Genomic DNA, 23,724 nt, shown 5'->3' with positions numbered 1-23,724 from the left:
AGCCTATTTACTGATTAAGTCCTCGAGAGAATCATCCACCCTGATATCAATGAGTTTCCATACCTTATCGGGTTTATAATAGACAAATCTCCAGCGCAGCGGTTGCAATTCAAGATTTAACAAATAAGTAATCACGTAAAGACGGCTCCCATAGGATTTTGAATCGTAGATTTCAAAAGAATCCGCTTTCCCATAGTAAGACATCGCCTGGCTTGTTTTATCGATGAGCATGTTGATGTTTTCGTGGCGGGAAGCCAGCCGGCTATTAACCAAAAGTTCCTGGAATGCTCTCTGGATATCCCCTTGGAGCATTTGATTAAAAAATTTTTCTATCGGAACCTTCAGTTCAGGTATAGGTTGAGCCGGGGGAGATTCCCTGGACAGGTGAAAAGGAGGCAAATCTTTTACTTGAGGAATAGGTGCAGTTTGAGAGAACAGAACAATCGGGGAAAGCACAACAACAGTGGGAAGCAAATACCTCCCATGGGCTTTTAGTAAAAAAGAAAATAGAAAGTTCTTGCTTTTTAGGTTTACGTTCTTTTTTCTGGAGGCGAAAAACAACGTTGTTTTTGGTTGTGCAGTCATAACTCACAACTAACCGATAACCTATCCTATTTTTCTTTCTGAATTTATCGATTTTAGCATTGAGGATATCTCTACTTTCCAACAAAAGAAAATAACCAACCTATCCGGATTATTTACCAAGAAAACGATGGCTTTGACAATCCTCTTGGTAGAATCGGGAAAGTTGCCGGAAATGCCCCAGGGAAGAAGAGCATTTTCTATGGAAGACAACAAAAAGAGTGTTTTACAAAATAGCCATGGCCTTTCTCCTGTGATCCTTTAGAGAAGGGATGTGCCTACGACTTCCTTTTCCTTCCGAAAAAGCGGCCTTGTTAAGGCGGTTGTCGACGGAAACGAAGAAAACCTGTATACCGAAATGCTCCTTTAGGCCAAGGGCCGAGGCAAGGCGAATCGAGTCGAGCATCCTTGCAACATTCCTTTCAACAACAGCTCCGGCCAGGCAGGCAACTTTAGAAGTTAGCTCTCCTCCCGTAAAAATGGGCCCATTTCAATCCCTTTCAAAGTTATCAATGGCTTTTGTTGTACAATTCCCCTGGTTTTTCACCGAGCGTAAGCTATTTTGCAAGCGCAGCGGCCGTCTCCGGGTAGGTCAAGATGGAAGCTGCAAGCAAGAGAAAGATGCACCGGAATCGCAAAGAAGGGTTGATTTGCTCGCGGGGGTGATGGAAGAACATGACAACGGTTTTTTTAAGCCCCTAACCTTTTGGCAAGAAATCTTTATTTGAAGCTGTCCAAGCACATTGTTCTTTTAGCCAGGTTTTTTATCCCATCTTTCGGTTTCATAAATAGAAAAGATAAGGCATGATAGATTTGAAGGATTGAACCTCCCACGGGCAAGAGAAGATGAAAAAAATCACCCGATCGGCTGGATTGATCATTTATAAGGAAATAAACAACCAGCCCTTCTACCTTATTCTAAGAGCTTACAGAAATTGGGATTTTCCCAAGGGTACGGTCCAAAACGGGGAGACCGACTTAGAGACCGCACTTCGAGAAACTAGGGAAGAAACGAATTTGCAAAAAGTTGAATTTCCTTTCGGCCCTATCTCAAAAGAAACAGAGATCTATTCGAAAGGGAAAATAGGCAAATTTTTCATCGCCCAATTAAAAGAAGGAGAGCCTACCCTTCTCCCAAGCCCTGAATTGGGAAAACCTGAACATCACGAATGGCGCTGGGCAAATTACGAAGAAGCCAAAAAACTGCTCCCTCCTCATCTCATCCCTATACTCGAATGGGCCCATTCGTTGATCTCCCCCTCATTGGACAGAGAGAAATACAAAAAGGGTTAAAAGGAAGGCAAAACCACGGAAAGGTTAATCTTCAGGATCATCCTCCAGCCTTTCTTCCCCGGGAACCCTGTTAGTCCATTTGTCTTCGACGGCCAAGCTAAATTGTACTTTTTGAGAATAGGACATCTTCTCGTAAAGCTCTTTCCATTGCTGATCTTCCTCTTCAAACAATTCCAGGGCTCTATTAAACTCTTCTTGGGAAATCATGGGTATAATTTAACGGACCCTTTGGTTCACGAGCAACACTCGAGTTCCACTTTTTTCAATGGGAACGAGGGTAGAGGGATCCATTTTAAAAAGGCGAGCCCAATAAGACAAGGACACCTCTTCGGTAATCAAGAAAACCTTTTTGCTACTTTTCCAGTAATTTTCAACATCGCTCTCGGTTATATAATATTCCTTTCCCTGGTTGAGAATTCTTTGGGCGAATTCAGCCTTGGAGTTTGCATGAACCCAAAGAATAGGAGAATGGTTTAAATAAAAAAATAATCCCGAAGCAAAATTAGGCTCGCTGTCGGAAATCACGATGTCATCCTTTGCCACGAAGCCATTGATCTTTTGAGCTAACTTCATTGAAGAAAAATAATCGCTTAAGAGGCTAAACCCTTGTCCGGCCTGGTGCAGCGGATAGATCATGGTAAGGGCTAAGAAGACCCCGGCCAGGAACCTCTCTTTTCTTGAAAAAAATAGGTAGGCTACAATCCCACCGACGAAAAAACTCAAAGAGGCCCGATACAACAAAGGAACAAAATTTTTCCAAGTACTAAAAGAAAACCCGAAAATGGCAGACAAAAAGGTATCTCTCTTCTCTAAGGGTTTTGCCCAAATGGGGTGAAATTCCGCGCTGTGATCAATGAGTAGAGCAATCAAAATGCCGCTTAAGCCTAGAAAAACAATAACAACAGAGGGAAGGGTAAAATAAAGAGGTGTTCTTTTCCCTTTGTCCTCGATACAAAAGGGCATTGCAAGAATCAAGGCAATCGCCCCCCAGCAACTCATCGCATAGTAGTCTTGAAGGGAAGAAAAGGTTACAGACAAAAAAGTGGTGATGATCCAACTGAAAAGCAATGCATTTTGCCAATTCAGCGAGGCTTTATCTTTCAGCTCCCATAGGGTTCCAAGGAACAAGGTCCAAGGAAGCAGAAAAATGAGATGCTCAAAATAAAACTGCGCTATAGGGACAGTTCCCGCATCCGGCGGATTCCTGTGGTTAAGAGCATGGCCCCATTGTTCATTCAAAAAATGTTCGTGAAGAAAACCGGGAAGCCGCCACTCGATAATCACATACCAGGGAATCAAAACCAGTAAAAAAAGAATAATTCCAGGCCACCAAAACAACTTTATCCATCTTTTCCTCGTCCTTGGGAAAAACAAAACGGCCAATCCGCTACTTAAAAGAGGATATAAAGTAGCGTGGAGCCCCTTAGCCAGGGACCCTAAGGCCATCACGAGCCAAGCTAAAAGAAAATAGCTCCTCTTATCCTCCCTTAATCCTAAATAGATAAAAAGAAGGGCGTAGGTTACAGCAGCGGAAAAGAAGGGTTCAGGCATTAAAATGTGGGTAAAAATATAAAAACCAAATGCCGTTCCCAGCATCAAGCTGGCTAAAAGACCGATCTTTTCCCCTCCCATCGCGCATCCAAGAAAATAGACACCCATTATCCAGAGAACCGTGGCCAGGGCTTCGGGAAGCCGGGCTGCAAATTCGTTAATGCCGAAGATCTTGTAGGATATAAGAATGCACCAATAAACCAAAGGGGGTTTTTGGAGACGAGGAATTCCGTTTACAGTGGGCAAAATCCAATCATTTTTCTGCAGCATTTCTCTAGCCGCGCCCGCATATAATCCTTCGTTGTCATCGAAAATGACCGGGCCACGGCTTTCTTCAATATAAAAAAAAGTAAGAACCAATAGGAAAAAGAGAGAGGCTAAAGGAAATGAAGGAAAAGCGGATAATTTTAAAAGGGATAAAGAACTTTGTTCTATTTCTTCTTCGTTGACCTTATTAAACCGAAAAAACCACATTATCTTTTTGCTCCATTTTAAACAGCACCCCTTATCCTGTCTTTCACCCCAAATCTAAATTTCGATTATGTCATTGTAGGAACGGCTCAATACAATGAAAAATTTCATAAAGAATTGCAATACTCATTTGCTCCGTCTAAAGAATAAAAATCCCTCGACCGGCAAGAAAGCAAAACCAGGGTTTCTCCCTTTGCTTTAAAGAGAATAATCGCAAGCATTCCTCCCTTTTTTTGATTTTTTAGAACCGGCTATGCATCCTTTCTAAGTTTATGGGAAAGAGAATTCAAGAGAAATGACCACGCTTAAGAGAAAAAGACTCGGCTTCCTTATCTACTGCTCTTTCTTTTTGAGCTTACGGATCAAGCCAACAAGCAGCCCTGCTCCAAAACCGATAAGCAATAGGGCCAAAGACCAGAAAACATCCAAGCGAAACTTTCTTACTTCGACCGTGGGTACCACTGAAAAACCCGGACCCACGATTTCCTCTTTATTGAGAGGCTCATCAAACAAGATCTTAACGGGGACTCTTTGGACGACTTTTACATAATTACCCGTTGCATTTTCTGGAGGCAAAAGACTAAATTGCGCCCCACTTCCCCTCTGTATGCTGTCAATATGACCCTTGTATCGGCGGTGAGGATAGGCATCTATGCGAATTGTTACGGGTTGACCCGGCCTCATATACGTGATCTGGGTTTCTTTATAATTGGCAACAACCCAGAGTTCGGGCGGAACAATATCAAAAAGGGTTTGACCTACTTCAACATACTGCCCCTTTTCAACGGTTCTCATTGTTATTCTTCCATCTTCTGGAGCATAAATCCGGGTATATCCCAACTGGAGCTCGTTTAGCCGCAGATAAGCTTCGGTGGACAACTTGATAGCCCAGGCCGCATCAACCTGAAGCTGGGAAACGGCTGAAGACCTAAGGATTTCTTTCATTCTTTTCCATTCCGTTTCAGCCAAGTCCCTATTGGCTTGGGCTAGAGCAACCCGGGATTGATAATCCCTGGGGTCAATCTCAATTAAAAGCTGACCCTTCTTCACGTCCATGTTGTCATCGATGTAATAACCTACGACATGCCCGGCAACCTTGGGAGAAATCCGAATGATGTGTCCGGCAATAAAAGCATCATCGGTGGTTTCGTAGGAGGAAAAGTAAGTATAAACAAAATAAAGCAGGAAAAAAATTAACGCCCCAATCAAGCCAAACAAAAACGAAGATAGCATCCCCAAGCCGGTTTGCGATCCCCCTGTCTTGGCATGAACCGATTCGATTCTTTCGCCCTCTTTCTTTTCCTGTTCCTCGGTCAGGGTAGCGGTGAGGCCTTTATAGGCTGGGCTTTTCAACCTGTTTAAGAGTCTATAGTCCATTATTTTCTTTTCGAATCGAGCTTTTTAAATTATTTTAAATAAATGTTTGACCGAAATCAGTATGTGATTACTTACTTATCTGAATAAACTTGTCAATGGATAACGTTCGAGAATTCCCCATAGGAAAACAAAAGATATTAACGGCTGCAAAAAAGCTTTTTGCCCAGAATGGTTTTGAGGGAACGACCACCCGAATGATAGCCCAATACGCCCACGTTAATGAGGCGTTAATCTACCGGTATTATCCAACAAAAAAAGATCTCTACTTAGAGATCATAAGATTAAAAATAGAAGAGTTAAGTTCCTTGACTGAAAATCTGGCTAATCCCGAGCACGATCCCGAAAGTATCCCTCAATTTTTAAAAAATATCGCCCTACAGCTTTTCAGCTCTGTTAAAAACGACCCCGATTTTCTTCGACTCCTTTACTACAGTGCTCTCGAACATCACGAATTATCGAAAATGTTCTGCGACTGCTTTGTCTTGGAAATTCGCAAGAAACTCGAGGGTTACGTCTCCCAGTTGATCGAAAGAAATATTTTCAAGAGATTAAATCCTTACCTCATCTCCATTGCTTTCATTGGAATAATTTCGCATTACCTCGTCACCAACACCCTTTTCGAATTGGATGACCGCCAGGTCGACGAAACCGCGGTCATTGATAATTTCATTGAAATATTTCTTAACGGTGTAGTCCAAGGGGAAAATTAAAATATTGCTTTTTTTTCTCTATAGGGTTAACCTTTGTCTCTTCCCTACCCACCCTGGTTGCTATAAGCTATTTAATATGGAAAAATCTTCTCAGACTATTCCAGAGCAACAAATTAAAAAAAAGAATTTTTTTTCCTTCGTTACCCATCATTTCGAGAAAAGCCATAGGGCTCTTCGAAAATTGCCCGTTTCGGCCCATTCCATTGCTTTGGGTTTTGCGATAGGCGTCTTTTATGGATTTACCCCCTTTTGGGGATTTAAAACTATCTTGGCCATCTTATCAGCTTGGCTCACACGTGTCAGCAAAGTAGCTGCAGCCATAGGGGTTGCCGCTCACGACATCATTTTACCTTTTGTTCCGGGTCTCATGTGGCTGGAGTATAAAATCGGTTTAATACTCCTTGGAACAGATGCCCACCAGTTCAAAAAGATTTTACCCAAACTTCAACATCTTGAACTAAGACAATTAATAAGTTGGCAAGAACTCTATCATATAGGATGGCCGATGTTCATCGGCTCTTTGGTGATCGGGTTGCCTGCTGCATTGGTCTCCTATTTCGTAATCTTTAAAAGCATAAAAAAATACCAAGACAAACAGAAAATTGAAGAAGAACTCAACCAGGATCTAACGCCAACAAACTCAAAATCTTGAAGTTATCTCAAGGCTTGAGGCTTTGCTTCCTGTAAAGTGCTCGGATTTTTTTGCGGCGAGGTAAGGACTCTAAAAATGGACTCCTCCAACTCAAAGGCTAAAGGATTTCCCTCTATCAAGGCCATTCTTCCTCCCGAAGGCAAAGAAGGTCCAATAAGAAGAATATAATTTTTCTTGGCATGAACGGTTATTTTTACCTGGGGTTTTGATAACTCCGTTCCCTGGGGACCGATCCATCTTACCGCTTTGAGATGGGACAGGTATTCAAGACCGTCTTTTAGCTTTTCTTCGTCCGTATCGGCCATCCCCGTAGCTATCAATTTGCCCTCTTTTCTTTTGACGGAAAAGGATTGCAAGGCTGAGGAGACATCCCATTGAGTAATTTCTTGGGGATCTAATTGCATAACCGATAAATCTTTCCAATCCCAAGGCGTCTTCGGGAGACTTTTCGTAAATTCTTCTTTAAGAGTATAGACGAAGGGTTCGATGGAATTCTTGGCATAAATGAGCCCATTTTCAACTTTTCCCAGGTAAAGCTCAACTTTTTGCCCCTTATCCATGGTTATCCCGGGATTGAACTCGATTTCTATTTTCTCTTCAGGATTGTCTAATCCATAGACTTTGATCTCCATCTGCTCTTGCTTGATTTCTTGAGATTCCAGGTTGCGCAATGTTTCTATAAAATCTTTAATCTTAGTTTTGTTAGCCAATCCCTTTTCTGTTTCCTCGCTCTGCCAATCGCCGCCTTTTTTAATATAAAACAATTTCAAGTTCTTACCCTGGAACCCTATTTTATCAACCTGCTCTTCACTAAACGCAGGGAATACGTGCCTATCCCTTATATCTAAAAAATTTTGGACAAGCCGATTGATCATATCCGTTTCAAGGATGAAAACAGAATTGTTTGCCGCCATTTTTGCATAGACCTGTTTTGAATTCGAAGAAAGGCTATTTCCAACTAAAAGTTTATCTTCATCTTTTTTCCCCGACTGCCCCACCCATATCTGGTACCTTGGACTGTCTAAGCCGTATTGATTAAGATTCGATCCGTCATCCGAAACAAACTTATCGATGCGCAAAGAAAGAAGGTCGTTGAACCACTGTTCTAATTTTGTGCTATCCGCCCTGGCCAAAACCGGTTTTTGAATCTCCCACTGTTTGCCTTTCTTCAACACGGCATAATCCGAAAAGGATGGACCGCTCATCTGCCTGATTCCACACTTTTCTACAGAAAACGGATTGAAATGAAAAACCACACGGCTCCGTAAATCATCCAATCCCTTCTTTAAAGAATCCGCAATACTAGAACTGATCAAATAAACCGGTGCATTCGATCCGAGAGAAGTCCTAGCATAAACCAACTCGCTAACGGCGGTCTTTCTCCCAACGATTAAATCATATTTTCCCTTGGAAGTCTTAAAACTGATCTCAAGGGAGGGATTAGAGAACCCCCATTGTTTTAGAATATCCTCCTTGGGAAGCTCCGTTTGAGGAATTTCTCTCCGTATTTCCAGGTACTGAAGATCAACTAAATAGCGATCAATTGTTCGTTCATCGGCATCCACGTGTATCGGAGAGGTAATTTTCCACTGGTTATCCTTTTTCTCCAGTACCACCGTTTCCGATTGCGACTTGATTTGCAGCCAATTGATGTCGCTTGCTTCCACGTGAAAAAGTTCATTCTCGGTTCTCTGTCTTTCCTCCGTTGACTTTATTTTCTTATCAAACAAGGAGATATAGCCGATAAGCAAAGCGGCAATAATAAAAAGAACCAGGGTAGAGCGAAAATTTTTCATTTTTTCTAGAGGTTTGGATCATCTTCTCCTTGAAAAATACATTCCAACACCAAGTATTAAAAAAGCAAAGGGAACTGTAACCAGACAGATCATGGCAACTGTTTGTCTTTGTGAGGCAGGGACACTCAATCCGAAATCTTGAATCGATTTCGGTGCAATGCCCAATGCCATCTCTTTTTGAAGCATCCAATTGAGCAAGTTGATGAAAAAGTCAACGCCGTCTGGCTTGATATATTGATTGGCCAGGAATGCCGAGGAACCCACCGCGGCAATCCTTGTACCATAAACATGAATCCCCTCCTTTCCGGGCACCTCACCGCCATCATATACAGCCGCAAGGATTAAAGGCCCTGCAATGTCTACTCCGGGATCGTATTTAGGTTTTTCTTCCTGCTTCCAATTTGTTTCTCCCCAAAACCCTTCCGGGGTCTTCACAAGAGCCGTAACTTTTTTAACATTAGGGTTGGATGCTTCGCTTGCCAAACTGATTGAGCGGCAATCGGGGAGTTGCAAAGTATATCCGATCATCGCTTTTACCGCGGGGTGATCGGCAAAATGCGTCCCCGCAGCTTTATCGATGATCATTTCTCCTCCGATTCCTCCGATGAGTCTGCCGATGGCAACGACTTTATCATTTTGAAAAACTATGCCATAATTCGAAAGAACGGACTCCAATCCCGAATTTGAATTAGCTCCTTCAAGAACAATCAGTTTCCCCTTGGCGTCCAAGAACCGGTTTATAGCTTGAATTTCAGGAGAAGAAAGGGGATTTTTGGGACCCGCAATAACAAGAACCGAAGCATCATCAGGTATAGAACCACTCTCAAGTATGTTGAGGTTGAGAGGCTCCATGTTTTCCTTTCTAATCTGGTTTGCGATAATTCCATAACCCCCAGGCTGAGTATAGTTATCGATGCTTCGCTCACCATGACCAGTAAGAAAATAGACCTTTGCAGGTTTGCCCTCCACTACGGACAATATGGCTGCAGTAAACTGTTGTTCTCCTTTAAAAGCCTTAATTGGAGGAGATTGCCCTAACATAGCCACCGAATTATCATATTCTACAAGTTGACTATCACTGACAAACTTATGAAAATTCTTGTATTCAAAAATCACCACATTTTCTTGAAGATCAAATTTTAACCTCTTGGCCAAGGCCTCCGCTTTCTCAAGGTTTAATGCAGGATCTATGTGTTCTATAATTATTTTATTGCCTCCATAGTATTTATATTCTTTCAGTAGGGTATCGATATCTGATTGTAGTTTTGAATTGGTTAAACTTACGATTATTTTTACAGGTTCCGGAAGAGACTTCAAAACATTAATTGTTTTGGATGAAAGAGTATACAATCCTCCCTTTGAAAAATCTTTGCGATAGTAATACTTGTATCCCAAGTAATTCACCATCCATACAATCGCAAACATTAATAGGATAGTAAGTATATTATTGATTCTAAGTTGAAATCTTAAAGGATGAGAAACTCTTACTCCCTTCATAGGCGCCTTCTCATGTCCACGAGCCGTTCCTTTCTTTGAATTACTCTCTCAACCGTCTCCATTCCAAGATCCTCTCGGTTAGAAACAAGAATAAGAATGTGGCTGAAAGCAACAATACCACGGGTCTGGAGTCGAAAATACCACGGGAAAAGGTATCCATTTGGTCTAAAAAAGAGAGGTATGAGATCATCTCCCGTGTTTGCCCTCCAACTCCAAGATAGATTAAGAAACTTAACGAAAAAATAAGAAAAATCAAAGCAAAGGAAAGAATGGCCGCAACAATCTGGTTTTTTGTAAGCGAAGAGATAAAAATACCAATAGATATAAAAAACATTCCGATAAGAAATAACATTAAAAAGGGCATGACGATCATACCTACACTCATTCCCAAGGAATGCCCGTAAACTATACGGAGAACTCCCAGGTATAAAATCATCGGTAACCAAAGAACGGCAAAAAAACAGAACGATCCAAAAAACTTCGACAACACCAATTCCCACTCTCTTACCGGAGCCGTCAGGATCATCTCGATAGTTCCTAACTTGTATTCTTCTGAAAAAGACCTCATCGTTAAAACGGGAACCTGAACTAGGAGCAAAAACCAGAAAAAAAAGGCATTCAAACAAGCCTGCAAGAGGGTAAATTCCTTGATATTATTGATGGTTATATAATTGAGCCAGAATACAAAGCTGGCTCCATTAATCAAAGAACAAGAAAAGAGAAGAATATAGGCTATAGGTGATACAAAAAAACTTTTAATTTCCCTTTGAAACAAAGTCATAAAAGCCATAGCCATTCCTCAATCATAAACTAGATCTTCAAAAAAGTTATTTTAAACAAAATATCTAATAGTAAAGAACAGAAAATTTTTAATCCTGTGTCAACTCCACAAAGATATCTTCCAAGGTTGCCTTTACTCTCGACATCTCTCTGAGTCGCCATCCCTTTTTCTGTACCACATCGAAAATCCTATCCCGGATATCGTTACCCGGTTTTGGCCAAATCTGAATGACCGTCCAGCCACCCGGGTATTCTTCTAAAACTTCCGCTTCCTCCACTTCCTCAATAAGTTCAAATGCTTCTTTAGCTATTGAAGGCTTACAGGAGAGCTCCAAGCGTATCGCTCCAACGCTGCCGCCTCGAACAAGTTTAGAAAGGTTTTCTGGAGTATCCGCCGCCTCGATCTTCCCTTTGTTTATAATTAAAACACGGCTGCATACGGCTTCAACCTCGCTTAAAATATGGGATGAAAGAATAATCGTGTGGCGTTGGCCTAAATTGCGAATCAATTCTCTAACAGAGCGAATCTGGTTAGGGTCTAGGCCTATCGTGGGTTCATCTAAAATTAAAAGATCGGGATCATGGATCAGGGCATCGGCTAGCCCTACTCTCTGCCGATACCCTTTGGACAAATTTCCTATGATGCTTGAAGAGACCTCTTCAATATGACAAAGCTTGAGGACCGATTGAACTCTTTCTTTAACCTGCCCTCCTCTTATTCCTTTAAGTTTAGCCCTGTATTTTAAATATTCGCTGACCCTTAAATCCGTGTAAAGGGGGACGTTTTCGGGCATATATCCCACCCTTTTTTTGATTTCAATTGGTTTTTGAAGAACATCGAAACCGGCAACTTCAACTTTTCCACTTGTGGGAGGGAGATAACAGGACAGGATACGCATCGTCGTCGTTTTCCCAGCCCCATTAGGGCCCAGGAATCCCACGATTTCCCCTTTTTTAACTTCAAAACTTATCCCATTGAGGGCTGTATAACCCGAATAAGTTTTAACAAGATTATCTACCTTTATCATGAAAAAGAGATTTTAATATTAAAACATTACAAAAAATGTCAAGTCTCTCCACGGTTCTACTTTAATCCTCAACAGCAGGAAAGGGGAGAGCGAAAATATTGGACTTTTATTTTAACTCAAAATGATCAAAATGTTAATTTAGTTTTCTTTATTTAGGGTCAAATACCCCTTACCCATGAAATTTATTTCGATTGCAAACCAGAAGGGCGGAGTGGGGAAAACCACAACGGCGATCAATCTTTCCGCCTGTCTTGCTGAAAAAGGATTTTCAACTCTCCTCGTTGATGTAGATCCACAATCCAATGCGACCAGTGGCGTTGGCTTTTCAATCGATTCAGGTAAGAGCCTTTATCCTGTTTTAACAGGAGAAAAAAAGCTACAAGAGCAAATTATCTCTACTCCCTACATGAACTTGGAACTGATTCCGTCGAATTTGGAACTTGCGAATTGGGAAAATGAAACTTCAGAAGGGCCGGATTCGTTCTCCCTTTTTAGAAAACTCTTCAGACACTCCCTGGCGAACACTTCCTATCAGTATGTCATTCTTGATTGTCCTCCCGCTCTTGGTTTGCTCATGGTCAATTCGATGGTTGCGGCGGATTGGCTCATTATTCCAATCCAATGCGAGTATTATGCCTTGGAAGGACTGGCCAAGATGTTTAGGCTCCTAGAGAATCTTAAAAAATTCGTCCCTTTTCCCCCAAGCATCCTAGGCATTCTTTTGACTATGTATGATAGCCGGACGAACTTATGCCAACAGGTAGTCGAAGACGTCCGCAAGCATATTCCCGATCTTGTTTTCAATACCATTATTCCAAGAACGGTGCGGTTGGCAGAGGCACCAAGCTACGGTAAGCCCATTACCCTTTACGATCCCTCCAGCACGGGGTGTGTCAGTTATAGAAAATTTACATTGGAATTCCTCGAAAAGCTAAAATGATGTTTCTATCCTCCAAGCGGAGTTTTTTTGAAGTTCGCTGGGTGTTGCCGTTTTCCTCTTCAATACTAAACGGCACTCCAAGGAAGCCTTTCGGAAGGCCGAACTGTACCGTGGCTAGAGTTCAATTCAGCTCAAAGGTAAGCTCATGCCAACCGGCCACTTTCGGTCCCGGCTTTAGAAACCCACAAGCTTCCCCAAGAAGGGAAAACAAAAGAGCTCTTCTTTCCGCGCTGCCGCCGTCCTTTCTTGCTGCCCAAAAAGAGGGTAATCCACTTTGCTGTTGAGCAGGTAAATGATAAAAGAAAAAGGATTTTTCTTTTGTTTTATCTTAATTTCATTACATGTTAACTATGATCATAAGTCAAAAAATCGTTCCCTTTTTATACAAACAGATCGGCAGTGAATTTCAAGCCTTTGTATTGTACCTGGCCATCGGTTCTTATTTCGAAATAGAAGCTCTGCCAGAACTTGCCGCCTTTTTTTTCAACCAAGCCGATGAAGAAAGACAACACGGCCTGAAATTCATCCGTTTTTTGGTTGATAACGATGTAGCGGTGAGTATTCCCCCCATTCCTCCAGCCGATTCTTCTTTCAAAGACCCTGAGTCGGCCATCAAGTTGTCTCTCGAAAGAGAAATCAATGTAACCAAGGAAATTCATGATCTAGTCAGGCTGGCAAAAGAAGAAAGGGATTTTACCTCCGATAACTTTTTGCAATGGTTTGTCAAGGAACAACTTGAAGAGGTTACACTCATGGACCAGCTTTTAAAAATGGTCCAACGTGCAGGAAAAGAGCAGATTATGCTTGTAGAAGATTACTTGGCCCGAAAAGGCCTTTCCAAAAACAAAGAATTTCCCAAAGAGCTTTCCATGGGTGAAAGCAGTGACTGATCCCTTTTTGCTTTTTTTATCTCGTCCTCATTGCTTCAATCCCATCTAAAACTGCATCCGTAGCTCAACTGGACAGAGCGTCGGCCTCCGGAGCCGAAGGTTTTGGGTTCAAGTCCCAACGGATGCATGGTCTGAATACCGCCATCCCCCCCTGTCGATGATCCCAAGTAGCGACTCAAGGACGGGGCGAGCAAAGGAACTCTGCATAAACCTGGGCAGTTTTCACAAGATCATCTATAGAAACCCTTTCTTCAATGGCATGGATATCTTCGCCATCCACGCCATACCCAACGGCTTGGCATTTTTGCCCCTTGACGAAAAAATGCATATCCGTGGCCCCTCTGCTTATGGTAAAGACCGCCTTTTTCCCCTTTATTTTTTCTACGGCTTGTTTGAAAGCCCTTGTAAAGTCAGAATCGCAACCAATGGCACAGGGTTCTGTCCTGTGAATAACTTCTATCCTCACCTTTGTTCTTCTCTTTTTCGACCATTTTTCAATCGCTTCCCTGATCTCTTCCTCCACTTCCTGCAGATTCTCCGAGGGAGTCAGTCTCCTGTCGATGGTAAAAGAAGTTTCCGAGGAAACAATGTTGATTTTCGCTCCAGGGCCAGAGGAAACCACTCCCCCGATATTGACGATGGGTTTGAGTTTTTCCCTGGATGGAGAAACAAATACCCTTTTTGCTTCTCCCATCGTCTTTTTAAAAAATCCCTCCAGAAAGCTAACCAGGTTGACCGCTTCTAGAAAAGAGTTTAAGGCTTTATCCTGGTAAGCCGTGTGAGACGCTCGGCCTATAACGGTGACATTCAGCTGGATTATTCCATTATGCCCTACGCCTATCTTTTTCCCTAAGCCTCCCTCACAAACGATAACGAAATCTGGGTTAACAAGCTTATTTTTAACGATATAACCCGAACCCAACTCCCCTCCGATTTCTTCATCCGCAACAAGGGCATATTCCACGTTAAAAACGGGATCGATTTTTAATTCTTTGATGGCTTGCAAGGCAAAAATGCTGGCTGCCAGGGGGCCTTTCATATCCACAGAGCCTCTACCGTATATCCACTTTTCATCTCGTTGCCCTCCGAAGGGATCATGCTTCCATTTTCCGGATACGGGCACTACATCAAAATGAGAATTAAACAAAACAGTTTTTTCAGCTCGAAGGTTCCACCGGGCAATAAAATTATACCGGGGATAAGAAGCCGATCCCAACTGCTTTTTGACCGTCTCCTCGGGTACTTGGATAATCTGCGTTTCCAATCCCAAGCGCCGGAACTCCGCATCCAAAAACTCCACTATCTCTAAATATTTTTCTCCGGGAGGGTTGATGGTCGGAATACGAACAAGACTTTCGAGAAGGGAAAACAACTTTTCCCGGTTTTTTGAAATCCATTCAGTAGAACCCTTGGGCATAAAAATTAAATTATAGATTGCTCATGGGATGCAAACAAGCAAGATCTTTGCCCGTAACCAATTTTCATTTGAAAATCCTCTTTAATTGTGCTTTTATAGGCTAAAGCTCAATTGAACTGCGATCGAAGAAATTTTATTAAAAGACTTGTAGGGAGTTTATTTACTTTAAAAATGTCCTCTGTATTCCCTGCTCCCCTTTTACCCGAGTTCTGGGAAAGAGAGCAGAGTAAAAGGTTGGCCGCGGTTATTGCCGAAAATGCGCTGCATACGGCTAGGCTCTATGGCTGTCAATTCTGCGATATCCGGATAAACTGGGTTCAAAAGGAAAGGATCTTGGCCAGGGAACATAGGATCGAGGAATTAGCCGGGAGCTTTGAATCCGGCATGGGCATAAGGGTCCTTTTCAATGGAACATGGGGCTTTGCTTCTTCAAATGTTCTTGATCCCAAGGAGGCTGCCGAAAAAACAAGACAAGCCATTGAATTAGCCAAACATTGCCTTAAGTTCAATCCCAGGAGGGTAGAGCTGGAAAATATTCCCTCGATACAAGGATCTTGGCATCAAAAAGTCCTTGTTGATCCATTCCAGTTACCTGTTGAAGAAAAATCCTCTCTTTTACTTGAAATCAATGATCAAGCATTAAAAGCGGGTGCTCATTTCTGCCGATCTTACCTGTTGTTTCATAAAGAATTAAAAATTTATGCTTCCTCCTTGGGTTCCTGGATAGAACAAACATTTTTAAGAACCTATCCGAAGTTTATCGTTACGGTGGTGGATAAAAAAGAAGGGAGATTCGAATCCCGGGCAAGTTTGGAAGCTCCGAAATCCGGGGGCATGGAAGTCATCGATAAAAAAGCTTTTTTAACAGAGGTTGAGGAAGCCACAAGTCAAGCAAAAGAAAAACTGCTGGCTAAACCCGTCAGTCCCGGTAAAAAAGATCTTGTTATCCACCCAACCAACCTTTGGTTGACCATTCATGAAACCATAGGCCATTCCACAGAGCTGGATAGAATTATGGGACTTGAAGCCAACTACGCCGGAACCTCGTTTCTAAAACCTGATCAATTGGATAAGTTTGATTTCGCAAGCCCCATTGTTTCGATAAGAGCCGACCGCTCTCAACCCGGAGGATTGGCGACCGTTGGATACGACGATGACGGCCTACCATCAAGCTGGGCGGATTTCTTTATCATCGAAAAGGGGATACTTAAAAACTTCCAGATGTCCATAGGACAAGCTCATTGGATTGGAAAAGAGAGATCCAATGGGTGTAGTTATGCTCAAAGCTATAATTATTTCCCCATCCAACGCATGCCCAATATTTCTCTTGTTCCAAGCGATAGCAATGAGCGGTTGGAAGATCTTATCTCTGGTGTGGAGGAGGGTATCTATATTATCGGGGATGGGAGCTGGAGCATTGACCAGCAAAGATACAATTTCCAATTTGGAGGACAACTTTTTTACGAGATAAAAAAAGGTAAAATTGGGCAAATGCTTCGAGACGTGGTGTATCAAGGAAATACCCTTTCTTTTTGGAAATCCTGCGATGGCCTTTGCGGCAAGGACGAATATAGGCTTTGCGGAACCCTTTTTTGCGGCAAAGGAGAACCTTCCCAATCAGCCCCGGTTTCGCATGGTGCTGTCCCTGCCAGGTTTAGAAATATCAATGTCCTGAATATTCATTTGCTTTCATGATTCTTTCCGAGCCCGAATCAAAAGATCTTTTAGGTGCGATCCTTTCTCTATCGAAAGCGGAAAGCTTGTTTGTGGAAATAAGGGGTGCAGAGGCCACAAATATCCGCATAAGCAAAAATTGCCTAAACACCAATGGGACGGAAAAATCTTTGAAATTAACGCTAAACTCGGCATTTGGGAACAGAACCGCCAGCTATACATTAAATCAACTTGGGCAAAAGGAGATCGAGCAAGGGTTAAGGCATTGCGAAATGCTTGCAAAAGTTGCTCCTCCTGATCCTGAATTCCTTCCCCCTCTTGGACCACAAACCTATCTTCAGAGCTGTTCTTACTCTGAAGCCATGGGGAATCTCTCCCTGGAAGACCTGGGCAGGATTCTTTCCCGCACTTTCGATGTCCTTTCCCAAGAAAAATCCTCCCGTATAGACATAAGCTGTTATGCAAAATGGCAAAAATATTTTACAGCTATTGCCGATTCCAACGGTCTTTTTGGCTATCAAAAAGTAGCCAATCTTCAACTCACCCTTACGGCAAGAACCGATGATGGTCAAGGTTCGGGGTGGGCGGGAGCAATTGGCTTCCAGCTTTCGGATATCCATCCTGAGCAACTCCTCGAGTCTGCCCTAAATAAGGCCATTTTGAGCAGGGAAAAAGCTACCCTCAGTCCGGCCCCGTATACCGTTCTCCTTGAACCTTCGGCAGTCGCCGATCTTGTCGGTCTCATGTTGTTCTCTATGGACGGCCGTGCAGCGGATGAGGGAAGGAGTGTTTTTTCCAAGCCGGGTGGAGGAAATCGCATCGGCGAACTTTTATTTTCTCGAAATGTAACCCTCATTTCTAATCCTTCTGATCCAAGGGTCCCGGGAGCAATATTTTCTTCAGAAGGTGTTCCCTGTTTCAATACTCCATGGGTGCAGAACGGGGTTCTTACCAATCTCATTTACTCCAGGTTTTGGGCAAAAAAGAAAAACAAACAACCCCTTGCTGAACCTTCCAACATCATCATGGGGGGAAGCTCGGCTTCCCTTGAAGAAATGATCCGGGATATAGATAAAGCCGTTTTGATTACAAGGCTTTGGTACATCAGAGAGGCTGACCCTCAATCCCTTATTTTCACAGGTCTTACTCGAGACGGAACGTTTTTAATCGAAAAAGGGAAAATCAGTAGGGCGGTAAACAATTTTCGATTCAACCAAAGTCCTGTAAAAATGCTCCAAAATGTTATCGCTATGGGCAAGCCTCTTTCGGCGGTAGGAAGCGAAATAGACGAAATACCCGCCCTTGTCCCTCCCCTGTTAGTCAAAGACTTTAATTTTTCCTCTCTCTCAGAAGCCGTCTAAAAAGCCCGATCAATCGTCTACCATCCAACTTATTCTCTGGGTTCAAAAACAAAATTGAGAAGCTTGTTAGGGATATAAACGATCTTGGAAAACGCCCTGTTTTCCAGCCACTTAGCAATAGAAGAATGTTCTCTTGCCCTATTTATCAATTCCTGCTTATCGGTATCTTTTTTTACCGACAACCGTCCCCGAACTTTCCCATTAATTTGGACGATGATCTCTACCCATTGTTCTTCCAATAACTTCGGGTCATATTCAGGCCAAGGCACATATGCAAGAGAGTCTGCATGACCTAGGTTGTGCCACAACTCCTCGCAGAGATGGGGGGCAAAAGGCGATAAAAGTAAAAGAAGAACCTCTAGAACGCTTTTCCATCTCGTTTTTTCTTTCGTTAACTCATTGACGAAAGTCATAAGCTTGGCTATGGCGGTGTGAAACTGGAAATTCTCGATATCTTGTGTTACTTCGGCCACGGTCTTGTGCTGAAGTTTTTGAATAGGCAGCGGGGGCTGCTCATCAACGATATCGGTTCTCAAGACCCACATTCCTTCGCCGTCTTCATCCATGAATAATCTCCATACCCTGGCTAAAAATCGATGGGGCCCTTCAAGACCCTTAGAAGACCAAGGTTTGCTCTGTTGCAAGGGACCTAAAAACATTTCGAAAAGGCGCAAAGTATCCGCCCCATATTCCTGGATAATCGCGTCGGGGTTAACGATATTTCCCCGGGATTTCGACATTTTTTGATTGTCCTCGCCCAGGATAACCCCTTGATTTACTAACCTGTAGAAAGGTTCAGGAGTTGATACCAAGCCTATATCGTAGAGAACCTTGTGCCAAAACCTTGCATAAAGTAAATGTAAAACAGCATGCTCAGCCCCGCCGATATACAAATCGACTCCCTGGGGACTCATCCAGTATTTTTCTTTTTCAGCAGAAAAGGGTAATTTCTCATTATGGGGATCACAATATCTTAAATAATACCAGCAGGAACCCGCCCATTGTGGCATAGTATTAATTTCTCTTCTCGTCCCATCAGGCAGTTCAACCCACTCCTTTTTCCGCGACAAAGGGGCTATGCCCTCATCGGTTGGTGTAAAATCATCAAGGTCAGGTAACAAAACAGGCAGGTCTGCATCAGAAACGGCTATAGCCTTGCCTTCTTTCCATACTATGGGGAAGGGCTCTCCCCAATACCTTTGGCGAGAAAAAAGCCAATCCCTTAATTTGTATTGTATAGTTTTTTTTCCCAGTTTTCTTTCTTCAAGCCATTCGACGATTCTCTTCTTTGCCTCCGCCGTCTTAAGCCCGGAAATAAATTCCGAATCGACAGAGATACCCTCCCCGGTAAAACAACCCGTTTCATATTGTTCTCCATCCTTTTCCGGTACCACTACTTTTCTTATGGGAAGGTTAAAAGTTTTAGCAAATTCGTAATCTCTATGGTCATGAGCCGGAACGGCCATTATAGCTCCCGTTCCATAGGTCATGAGAACATAGTCGGATACCCAGATAGGCAATCTTTCTCCTGTTACAGGATGGAGAGCATATCCCCCCGTCCAGACCCCTGTTTTACTTTTGGCCAGCTCGGTTCTTTCTAAATCCGATTTCAAAAAAGCGGCAGCACGGTAGTTCTCTACCTCGGCCTTGTTTTCAAGAGTGGTAACTTCTTCTACAAGTGGATGTTCGGGAGCCAAAACCAAGAATGTAGTCCCAAATAATGTATCAGGCCGGGTTGTAAATACTTCTATTTTGCACTCTTTTCCTTCTACAGGAAATCGGATCAATGCTCCCTCGCTCTTGCCAATCCAATGGCGTTGCATCTCCTTGATGGATTCCGGCCATTGAACTTTTTCCAATCCTTCCAATAACTTTTCAGCATAAGCGGTTATCTTGAGAAACCACTGCCTAAAAGGTTTTCTTATGACCGGATGGTTCCCTCTTTCGGATCGAGGACCGTCTGGGGTATGGATTATCTCTTCGTTAGCAAGAACCGTCTTGAGATTTGGGCAATACCACACGGGAGCTTCGGCGACATAAGCCAATCCCTTCTCGAACAACCTTAAAAAAATCCACTGTGTCCATTTGTAGTAAGCGGGATCCGTGGTGTTGATTTCCCTACTCCAATCATAAGAAAAGCCCATGGCCTGTATCTGGCGCTTAAAATTGGCAATATTTTGCCTTGTTGTAAGGGCAGGATGGGTTCCGGTTAAAATCGCGTGTTGTTCTGCCGGAAGCCCAAAAGCATCCCAACCCATGGGATGAAGAACATTAAATCCTTTCATTCTCTTGTAGCGGGCGATGATATCCGAGGCGGTATATCCTTCAAGATGACCTACATGAAGGCCGCTCCCCGAGGGATAAGGGAACATGTCCAAAACGTAAAACTTAGGCTTGCTTGAACCCTCTTCTCCTGGATCTGCTGAACGGAAAAGTCCTTTTTCAAGCCAATACCTCTGCCACTTCGGTTCAATAACTCCAAAGGGATAGGCTTTTCTGGCAGACATAAAAAAAAGAATAGATCAAATCTATTTAATTGCAGATAAAAAAGATCGCGGCCCTCACGGCTGGAATGAAGAGCCACAGCCGCACGTCGATTTAGCTTGAGGATTTATGACTCTAAAACCTCCTTGTGTTAAACTATCCTTGTAATCGAGAGTCGTTCCCGATAAAAGGGGAGAGCTGGCCGGATCAACAGCAATCCTCACATCTTCAACTTGGATCAGGATATCTTCTTTTTTAGGCAAGGTGATTTCCAACTGGTATTCATAACCGGCACATCCTCCTCGACTAACCGATAGCCTCAAAACATGACCAGGACGAGAACAGGTTAACTGCCTAACCTTTACAATGGCCTGGGGACTGAGTTGGACATGCAAATTGGCATCTTTTCTATCGCTCATAAGGAAATTCCTTAAATCTCTAAGTCATAAATAAGCATAAGAATGGTCTTGGTCAACCTTCTCCGTACTTGGGGCAATGCTTGAACAAAACGAAAAAAGGGGACGGCTTCCTCCGGATGGACAAGAAGGTAGCGGAGAAGGGCAAAAGGCCTTGATTTCCCTCTTTCGGAATCCCATGAAGAAAGCATTGCCCCCACAGGCAGCTTCTCTCCGAATTCATCACTAATAACGCGAATAGAGCAAAAGGGGATTTGATGGGCTTTGACTGTATTGTAAACGGCCTCGGTTTCCATGTCCACAATTTGAGCAGAACTAACGTGAGCTAATTTCGTTCTATTTTCCGGATCGGCAACGATGACATCGGAACAGACCGTTTTGTAAAGAGGCAAGCCTTGCCCAATAAGAATGGGACGCAACTGTTCTGAAAGAAAATTTTCTACTCCGCAGACTTCTCCCTTGCGAATTCCCGGAATTAAGGCACCGGAATAACCTGCAAGAATAAAAAGGGAAGGTGAAAAATTTCTAACCAGGATTTCTGCGCTCCTTGCAGACCTTGTTTTCCCCATCCCCAGTACGGCGGCACAAATCTCTTTGCGAGCGTATTGCCCCAGATAACAACATTGTCCTTCAATCTCTTTTTTCTCCCTAAGAACACGACCTAATAGCTCTTTGCCTTCGTGTTCGATAGCAAATCCAAGAGCTATCATATCTCAGGGAGCCTTTCCTTCTTTACCTTACGCCCAATGGTCCCGTCAACCCAGTAGGATACCTGTTCCTTTGCTTTCAAGTATTGTCTATGGTACTCGCCGATCACCAAAAGCGGCCAAGCATTTCTATACATATCGTATTTTAAGTAAAATACGCCCGGGAATCCTGTGCCTGTCAAAAATTCCTCAGCCCAGGACCCATCGGAAAGCTGCCTATCACACAAGTACTTGATTCCTCGGCTAACGCTGGGACGGAATATATCTCCACAGGCCATGATACCGCTTACAGCCCATGCCGTTTGAGAAGCAGTACTCGGTCCTTTGCCTTTAAGTTGGGGGTTGTCGTATGAAGCAGGAGTTTCCCCCCACCCTCCATCTTCATTCTGGCAAGATTCAAGCCAGTCCCTCGCTCTCAGGATCCATTCCTGGTTCATGTTTTCTCCAATAGCCTGCAACCCCCGCAATGCTTGCCATGTCCCATAGATATAATTCACTCCCCATCTGCCCATCCATGATCCGTCATTTTCCTGGGTTTCTTTGAGATAAGCGATAGCCTTTTGGACAAACCTCTCTGTTTTTTTGATTCCCATCTTTCCAAAGAGTTCGAGGGCTCTAGCCGTAATATCTGAGCATGGAGGATCAAGAATAGCGTTATGGTCGGCAAAGGGAATATCTTCGAGCCATTTTTTATAGACATCTTTGTCAAAAGCCGCCCATCCCCCGTTTTTACACTGAAAACTAATAACCCATCTTAATGCCCTCTGCATAACTTCTTCCTTCCTTATTTTATCTTCAATATCGATCAATCGAAGAGCCAAGAGGACCATGAGGGTGTCATCCACGTCCGGATAATAAACATTATTGTATTCAAACGCCCATCCACTCGGTTCAGGATGGGGATTTCTTACATGCCAATCTCCTTTGATTTTTATTTCTCGATCCAAAAGCCAGTAGGCAGCTCTTTTTAATTCCTTTGCATTTCTCGCCACCCCGGATTCCGCCAGTGCGACAAGACCCACTGCGGTATCCCATACAGGGGATAAACAGGGTTGTATTCTCAAATCGTCATTCTTTTTGTCGTCGACTTCCAAGCCTTCAAAATCAGCAATCGCTTTTTTGAGAATGGGATTGTCCTCGGTATATCCCATGGCGATCAAGGCCATGATCGCATAATGCATTGCAGGAAATATGGCTCCAAGCCCATCTGAGCCTGCAGATATTCTTTCTAAAAGCCATTTTTCGGCTTTCTTTAACGCCATTTTTCTAAATGGTTTCAGAGAGGTTTTATCCCAATATTGCAAAAACTTGTCGCAAGCCAGGAAAAGCCCTTGCTTAGATAAATACCTTGCTCCCTTTTTCAACCAGGAAAATTTTCCATGTTCGGTGCCATAGGGAAAGAGCTCGTGAAGCTGGTATTTTTCGGGGAGATTCCTTGTCGGTTTAAAGTGATGGATAACCGAAAGAGGCACAAGCATTGCTCGGCTCCATGCCGAAATTTCATAGATATTGAAAGGGAACCAATTCGGAAAGAGAATGATCTCGGGGGGGATCACAGGTAAACGATCCCAAGGATAAACTCCTAGAAGGGCTAACCCCAGCTTTGTATAGGTCATGCATTTGGGAATTCCTCCTAGTCTGAGAATGGTCGACCGGGCCTTGGCCATCAAGGGATCATCGGGGGAAAAACCAGCCAATTTCAGAGCAAAATAAGCTTTAACCGTCGCGTTGACTTCGCTGGGACCACCAGGATAAATATTCCATCCCCCATCTGGGAGTTGTCTATCCACTATGTGCTTGACCAACCTAAGCTGTTTTTTATAATCTATCTTCCCCCTCCAATGCATGAGGTGAATACAATCGCAAGCCAGGGTAACATCGACAAACAATTCCCCAACCCAATGACCGTCTTCTTTTTGTATTGAAAGGAGATACCTTTGGGCTTTTTTTATCGTCTCTTCAACTTTTTTGGGAAGATTTAAACTCTCTTCAACCAAAATCAGAGGCGAAGAATGAAAAGTAGCTCTATTTTCTTCTCGATTTTCCTTTTCCAAAAAAACCCTTCCTGAATGCATGGGATTGTGGATAGCGATTCTTT

21 protein-coding genes and 1 tRNA gene are annotated in these 23,724 nt (G+C 43.1%); 9 read left to right on the top strand and 13 right to left on the bottom strand.

Going from position 1 to position 23,724, the window contains the following annotated elements:
* Positions 1–3: 3 nt before the first annotated feature.
* Positions 4–474, bottom strand: coding sequence for a hypothetical protein (locus MINF_RS01905; protein WP_187146958.1), 471 nt, complete (start codon positions 472–474; stop codon positions 4–6).
* 238 nt (positions 475–712) lie between these two features.
* Between MINF_RS01905 and MINF_RS11785 the strand changes: the two genes are divergently transcribed.
* On the top strand, positions 713–847 hold the full coding sequence (locus MINF_RS11785) for a hypothetical protein (RefSeq protein WP_274377017.1): 135 nt from the start codon (positions 713–715) through the stop codon (positions 845–847).
* A 581-nt stretch (positions 848–1,428) separates the two neighbouring features.
* Entirely contained in the window at positions 1,429–1,875 is a 447-nt protein-coding gene (locus MINF_RS01885; RefSeq protein WP_012462759.1) for an NUDIX domain-containing protein, read from the top strand.
* Positions 1,876–1,899: 24 nt separating this feature from the next.
* On the opposite strand, the gene MINF_RS01880 is transcribed toward MINF_RS01885, so the two are convergent.
* From MINF_RS01880 to MINF_RS01870, 3 genes are all read right to left on the bottom strand, one after another.
* Complete coding sequence (locus MINF_RS01880) at positions 1,900–2,082, bottom strand: hypothetical protein (RefSeq protein WP_012462758.1); 183 nt, start codon at positions 2,080–2,082, stop codon at positions 1,900–1,902.
* Between the two features lie 9 nt (positions 2,083–2,091).
* Positions 2,092–3,900, bottom strand: a complete 1,809-nt coding sequence (locus MINF_RS01875) for an ArnT family glycosyltransferase (RefSeq protein WP_012462757.1) — start codon at positions 3,898–3,900, stop codon at positions 2,092–2,094.
* A 330-nt stretch (positions 3,901–4,230) separates the two neighbouring features.
* The gene (locus tag MINF_RS01870) at positions 4,231–5,274 is read right to left on the bottom strand and encodes an HlyD family secretion protein (RefSeq protein ID WP_012462755.1); all 1,044 of its coding nucleotides are present in this window, start codon (positions 5,272–5,274) and stop codon (positions 4,231–4,233) included.
* Positions 5,275–5,369: 95 nt separating this feature from the next.
* On the opposite strand from MINF_RS01870, the gene MINF_RS01865 reads away from it, so the two are divergent.
* Entirely contained in the window at positions 5,370–5,984 is a 615-nt protein-coding gene (locus tag MINF_RS01865; protein ID WP_048810047.1) for a TetR/AcrR family transcriptional regulator, read from the top strand.
* Positions 5,985–6,060: 76 nt separating this feature from the next.
* Complete coding sequence (locus MINF_RS01860; protein ID WP_148205086.1) at positions 6,061–6,636, top strand: DUF2062 domain-containing protein; 576 nt, start codon at positions 6,061–6,063, stop codon at positions 6,634–6,636.
* A 2-nt stretch (positions 6,637–6,638) separates the two neighbouring features.
* Here the strand turns inward: MINF_RS01860 and MINF_RS01855 are convergent, their stop codons facing one another.
* The 4 genes from MINF_RS01855 to MINF_RS01840 all read right to left on the bottom strand — a co-directional run bounded on the left by MINF_RS01855 (position 6,639) and on the right by MINF_RS01840 (position 11,737).
* Positions 6,639–8,432 carry a DUF4340 domain-containing protein gene (locus MINF_RS01855; protein WP_012462752.1) on the bottom strand — a complete coding sequence of 598 codons (1,794 nt, stop codon included), beginning with the start codon at positions 8,430–8,432 and terminating at the stop codon, positions 6,639–6,641.
* A gap of 18 nt (positions 8,433–8,450) precedes the next feature.
* Entirely contained in the window at positions 8,451–9,857 is a 1,407-nt protein-coding gene (locus MINF_RS01850; protein ID WP_238523521.1) for a GldG family protein, read from the bottom strand.
* A gap of 112 nt (positions 9,858–9,969) precedes the next feature.
* Entirely contained in the window at positions 9,970–10,719 is a 750-nt protein-coding gene (locus MINF_RS01845) for an ABC transporter permease (protein WP_048810423.1), read from the bottom strand.
* Between the two features lie 79 nt (positions 10,720–10,798).
* Entirely contained in the window at positions 10,799–11,737 is a 939-nt protein-coding gene (locus MINF_RS01840) for an ABC transporter ATP-binding protein (protein WP_012462749.1), read from the bottom strand.
* 175 nt (positions 11,738–11,912) lie between these two features.
* Between MINF_RS01840 and MINF_RS01835 the strand changes: the two genes are divergently transcribed.
* The 3 genes from MINF_RS01835 to MINF_RS01820 all read left to right on the top strand — a co-directional run bounded on the left by MINF_RS01835 (position 11,913) and on the right by MINF_RS01820 (position 13,694).
* Positions 11,913–12,677, top strand: coding sequence for a ParA family protein (locus MINF_RS01835; protein ID WP_012462748.1), 765 nt, complete (start codon positions 11,913–11,915; stop codon positions 12,675–12,677).
* Between the two features lie 350 nt (positions 12,678–13,027).
* On the top strand, positions 13,028–13,567 hold the full coding sequence (locus MINF_RS01825; protein WP_238523520.1) for a ferritin: 540 nt from the start codon (positions 13,028–13,030) through the stop codon (positions 13,565–13,567).
* A 53-nt stretch (positions 13,568–13,620) separates the two neighbouring features.
* Positions 13,621–13,694, top strand: a tRNA-Arg gene (locus tag MINF_RS01820).
* A gap of 48 nt (positions 13,695–13,742) precedes the next feature.
* Here the strand turns inward: MINF_RS01820 and MINF_RS01815 are convergent.
* Complete coding sequence (locus tag MINF_RS01815) at positions 13,743–14,984, bottom strand: M20 family metallopeptidase (RefSeq protein ID WP_012462745.1); 1,242 nt, start codon at positions 14,982–14,984, stop codon at positions 13,743–13,745.
* Between the two features lie 171 nt (positions 14,985–15,155).
* Here MINF_RS01815 and MINF_RS01810 point away from each other — a divergent pair, with 171 nt between their 5' ends.
* Together MINF_RS01810 and MINF_RS01805 are read left to right on the top strand one after the other, a co-directional pair.
* Positions 15,156–16,679 (top strand): TldD/PmbA family protein, encoded by a 1,524-nt coding sequence (locus MINF_RS01810; RefSeq protein ID WP_048810045.1) that lies wholly within the window; start codon positions 15,156–15,158, stop codon positions 16,677–16,679.
* Positions 16,676–18,019, top strand: coding sequence for a TldD/PmbA family protein (locus MINF_RS01805; RefSeq protein ID WP_012462743.1), 1,344 nt, complete (start codon positions 16,676–16,678; stop codon positions 18,017–18,019). The genes MINF_RS01810 and MINF_RS01805 overlap by 4 nt, the downstream gene beginning before the upstream one ends.
* A 29-nt stretch (positions 18,020–18,048) precedes the next feature.
* On the opposite strand, the gene leuS is transcribed toward MINF_RS01805, so the two are convergent.
* The 4 genes from leuS to shc are packed head-to-tail and all read right to left on the bottom strand — an operon-like array spanning position 18,049 to position 23,701.
* Positions 18,049–20,526: a leucine--tRNA ligase gene (gene leuS, locus MINF_RS01800; RefSeq protein ID WP_012462742.1), complete on the bottom strand. Its 2,478-nt coding sequence runs from the start codon at positions 20,524–20,526 to the stop codon at positions 18,049–18,051.
* A 54-nt stretch (positions 20,527–20,580) separates the two neighbouring features.
* Positions 20,581–20,922 carry a HesB/IscA family protein gene (locus MINF_RS01795; protein ID WP_012462741.1) on the bottom strand — a complete coding sequence of 114 codons (342 nt, stop codon included), beginning with the start codon at positions 20,920–20,922 and terminating at the stop codon, positions 20,581–20,583.
* Between the two features lie 11 nt (positions 20,923–20,933).
* A complete protein-coding gene (locus MINF_RS01790) occupies positions 20,934–21,629 on the bottom strand; it encodes a phosphorylase family protein (RefSeq protein ID WP_012462740.1) in 696 nt (231 codons plus the stop codon).
* Positions 21,626–23,701 carry a squalene--hopene cyclase gene (gene shc, locus MINF_RS01785; protein ID WP_012462739.1) on the bottom strand — a complete coding sequence of 692 codons (2,076 nt, stop codon included), beginning with the start codon at positions 23,699–23,701 and terminating at the stop codon, positions 21,626–21,628. Before shc ends, MINF_RS01790 begins: the two co-directional genes overlap by 4 nt.
* Positions 23,702–23,724 lie beyond the last annotated feature (23 nt).

Origin of the sequence: Methylacidiphilum infernorum V4, from assembly GCF_000019665.1 — a bacterium.
GTDB classification, from domain to species: Bacteria; Verrucomicrobiota; Verrucomicrobiia; order Methylacidiphilales; family Methylacidiphilaceae; genus Methylacidiphilum; species Methylacidiphilum infernorum.
This window is presented reverse-complemented; position numbering and strand designations above follow the sequence as displayed.

Coding starts and splice junctions, on each gene's coding strand:
- MINF_RS01850 (WP_238523521.1), bottom strand. CDS start 9,857: ATGTTTGCGATTGTATGGATGGTGAATTACTTGGGATACAAGTATTAC.
- MINF_RS01810 (WP_048810045.1), top strand. CDS start 15,156: ATGTCCTCTGTATTCCCTGCTCCCCTTTTACCCGAGTTCTGGGAAAGA.
- MINF_RS01885 (WP_012462759.1), top strand. CDS start 1,429: ATGAAAAAAATCACCCGATCGGCTGGATTGATCATTTATAAGGAAATA.
- MINF_RS01875 (WP_012462757.1), bottom strand. CDS start 3,900: ATGTGGTTTTTTCGGTTTAATAAGGTCAACGAAGAAGAAATAGAACAA.
- shc (WP_012462739.1), bottom strand. CDS start 23,701: ATGCATTCAGGAAGGGTTTTTTTGGAAAAGGAAAATCGAGAAGAAAAT.
- MINF_RS01845 (WP_048810423.1), bottom strand. CDS start 10,719: ATGGCTTTTATGACTTTGTTTCAAAGGGAAATTAAAAGTTTTTTTGTA.
- MINF_RS01825 (WP_238523520.1), top strand. CDS start 13,028: ATGATCATAAGTCAAAAAATCGTTCCCTTTTTATACAAACAGATCGGC.
- MINF_RS01840 (WP_012462749.1), bottom strand. CDS start 11,737: ATGATAAAGGTAGATAATCTTGTTAAAACTTATTCGGGTTATACAGCC.
- MINF_RS01815 (WP_012462745.1), bottom strand. CDS start 14,984: ATGCCCAAGGGTTCTACTGAATGGATTTCAAAAAACCGGGAAAAGTTG.
- MINF_RS01855 (WP_012462752.1), bottom strand. CDS start 8,432: ATGAAAAATTTTCGCTCTACCCTGGTTCTTTTTATTATTGCCGCTTTG.
- MINF_RS01795 (WP_012462741.1), bottom strand. CDS start 20,922: ATGAGCGATAGAAAAGATGCCAATTTGCATGTCCAACTCAGTCCCCAG.
- MINF_RS11785 (WP_274377017.1), top strand. CDS start 713: ATGGCTTTGACAATCCTCTTGGTAGAATCGGGAAAGTTGCCGGAAATG.
- MINF_RS01860 (WP_148205086.1), top strand. CDS start 6,061: ATGGAAAAATCTTCTCAGACTATTCCAGAGCAACAAATTAAAAAAAAG.
- MINF_RS01835 (WP_012462748.1), top strand. CDS start 11,913: ATGAAATTTATTTCGATTGCAAACCAGAAGGGCGGAGTGGGGAAAACC.
- leuS (WP_012462742.1), bottom strand. CDS start 20,526: ATGTCTGCCAGAAAAGCCTATCCCTTTGGAGTTATTGAACCGAAGTGG.
- MINF_RS01805 (WP_012462743.1), top strand. CDS start 16,676: ATGATTCTTTCCGAGCCCGAATCAAAAGATCTTTTAGGTGCGATCCTT.
- MINF_RS01790 (WP_012462740.1), bottom strand. CDS start 21,629: ATGATAGCTCTTGGATTTGCTATCGAACACGAAGGCAAAGAGCTATTA.
- MINF_RS01880 (WP_012462758.1), bottom strand. CDS start 2,082: ATGATTTCCCAAGAAGAGTTTAATAGAGCCCTGGAATTGTTTGAAGAG.
- MINF_RS01870 (WP_012462755.1), bottom strand. CDS start 5,274: ATGGACTATAGACTCTTAAACAGGTTGAAAAGCCCAGCCTATAAAGGC.
- MINF_RS01865 (WP_048810047.1), top strand. CDS start 5,370: ATGGATAACGTTCGAGAATTCCCCATAGGAAAACAAAAGATATTAACG.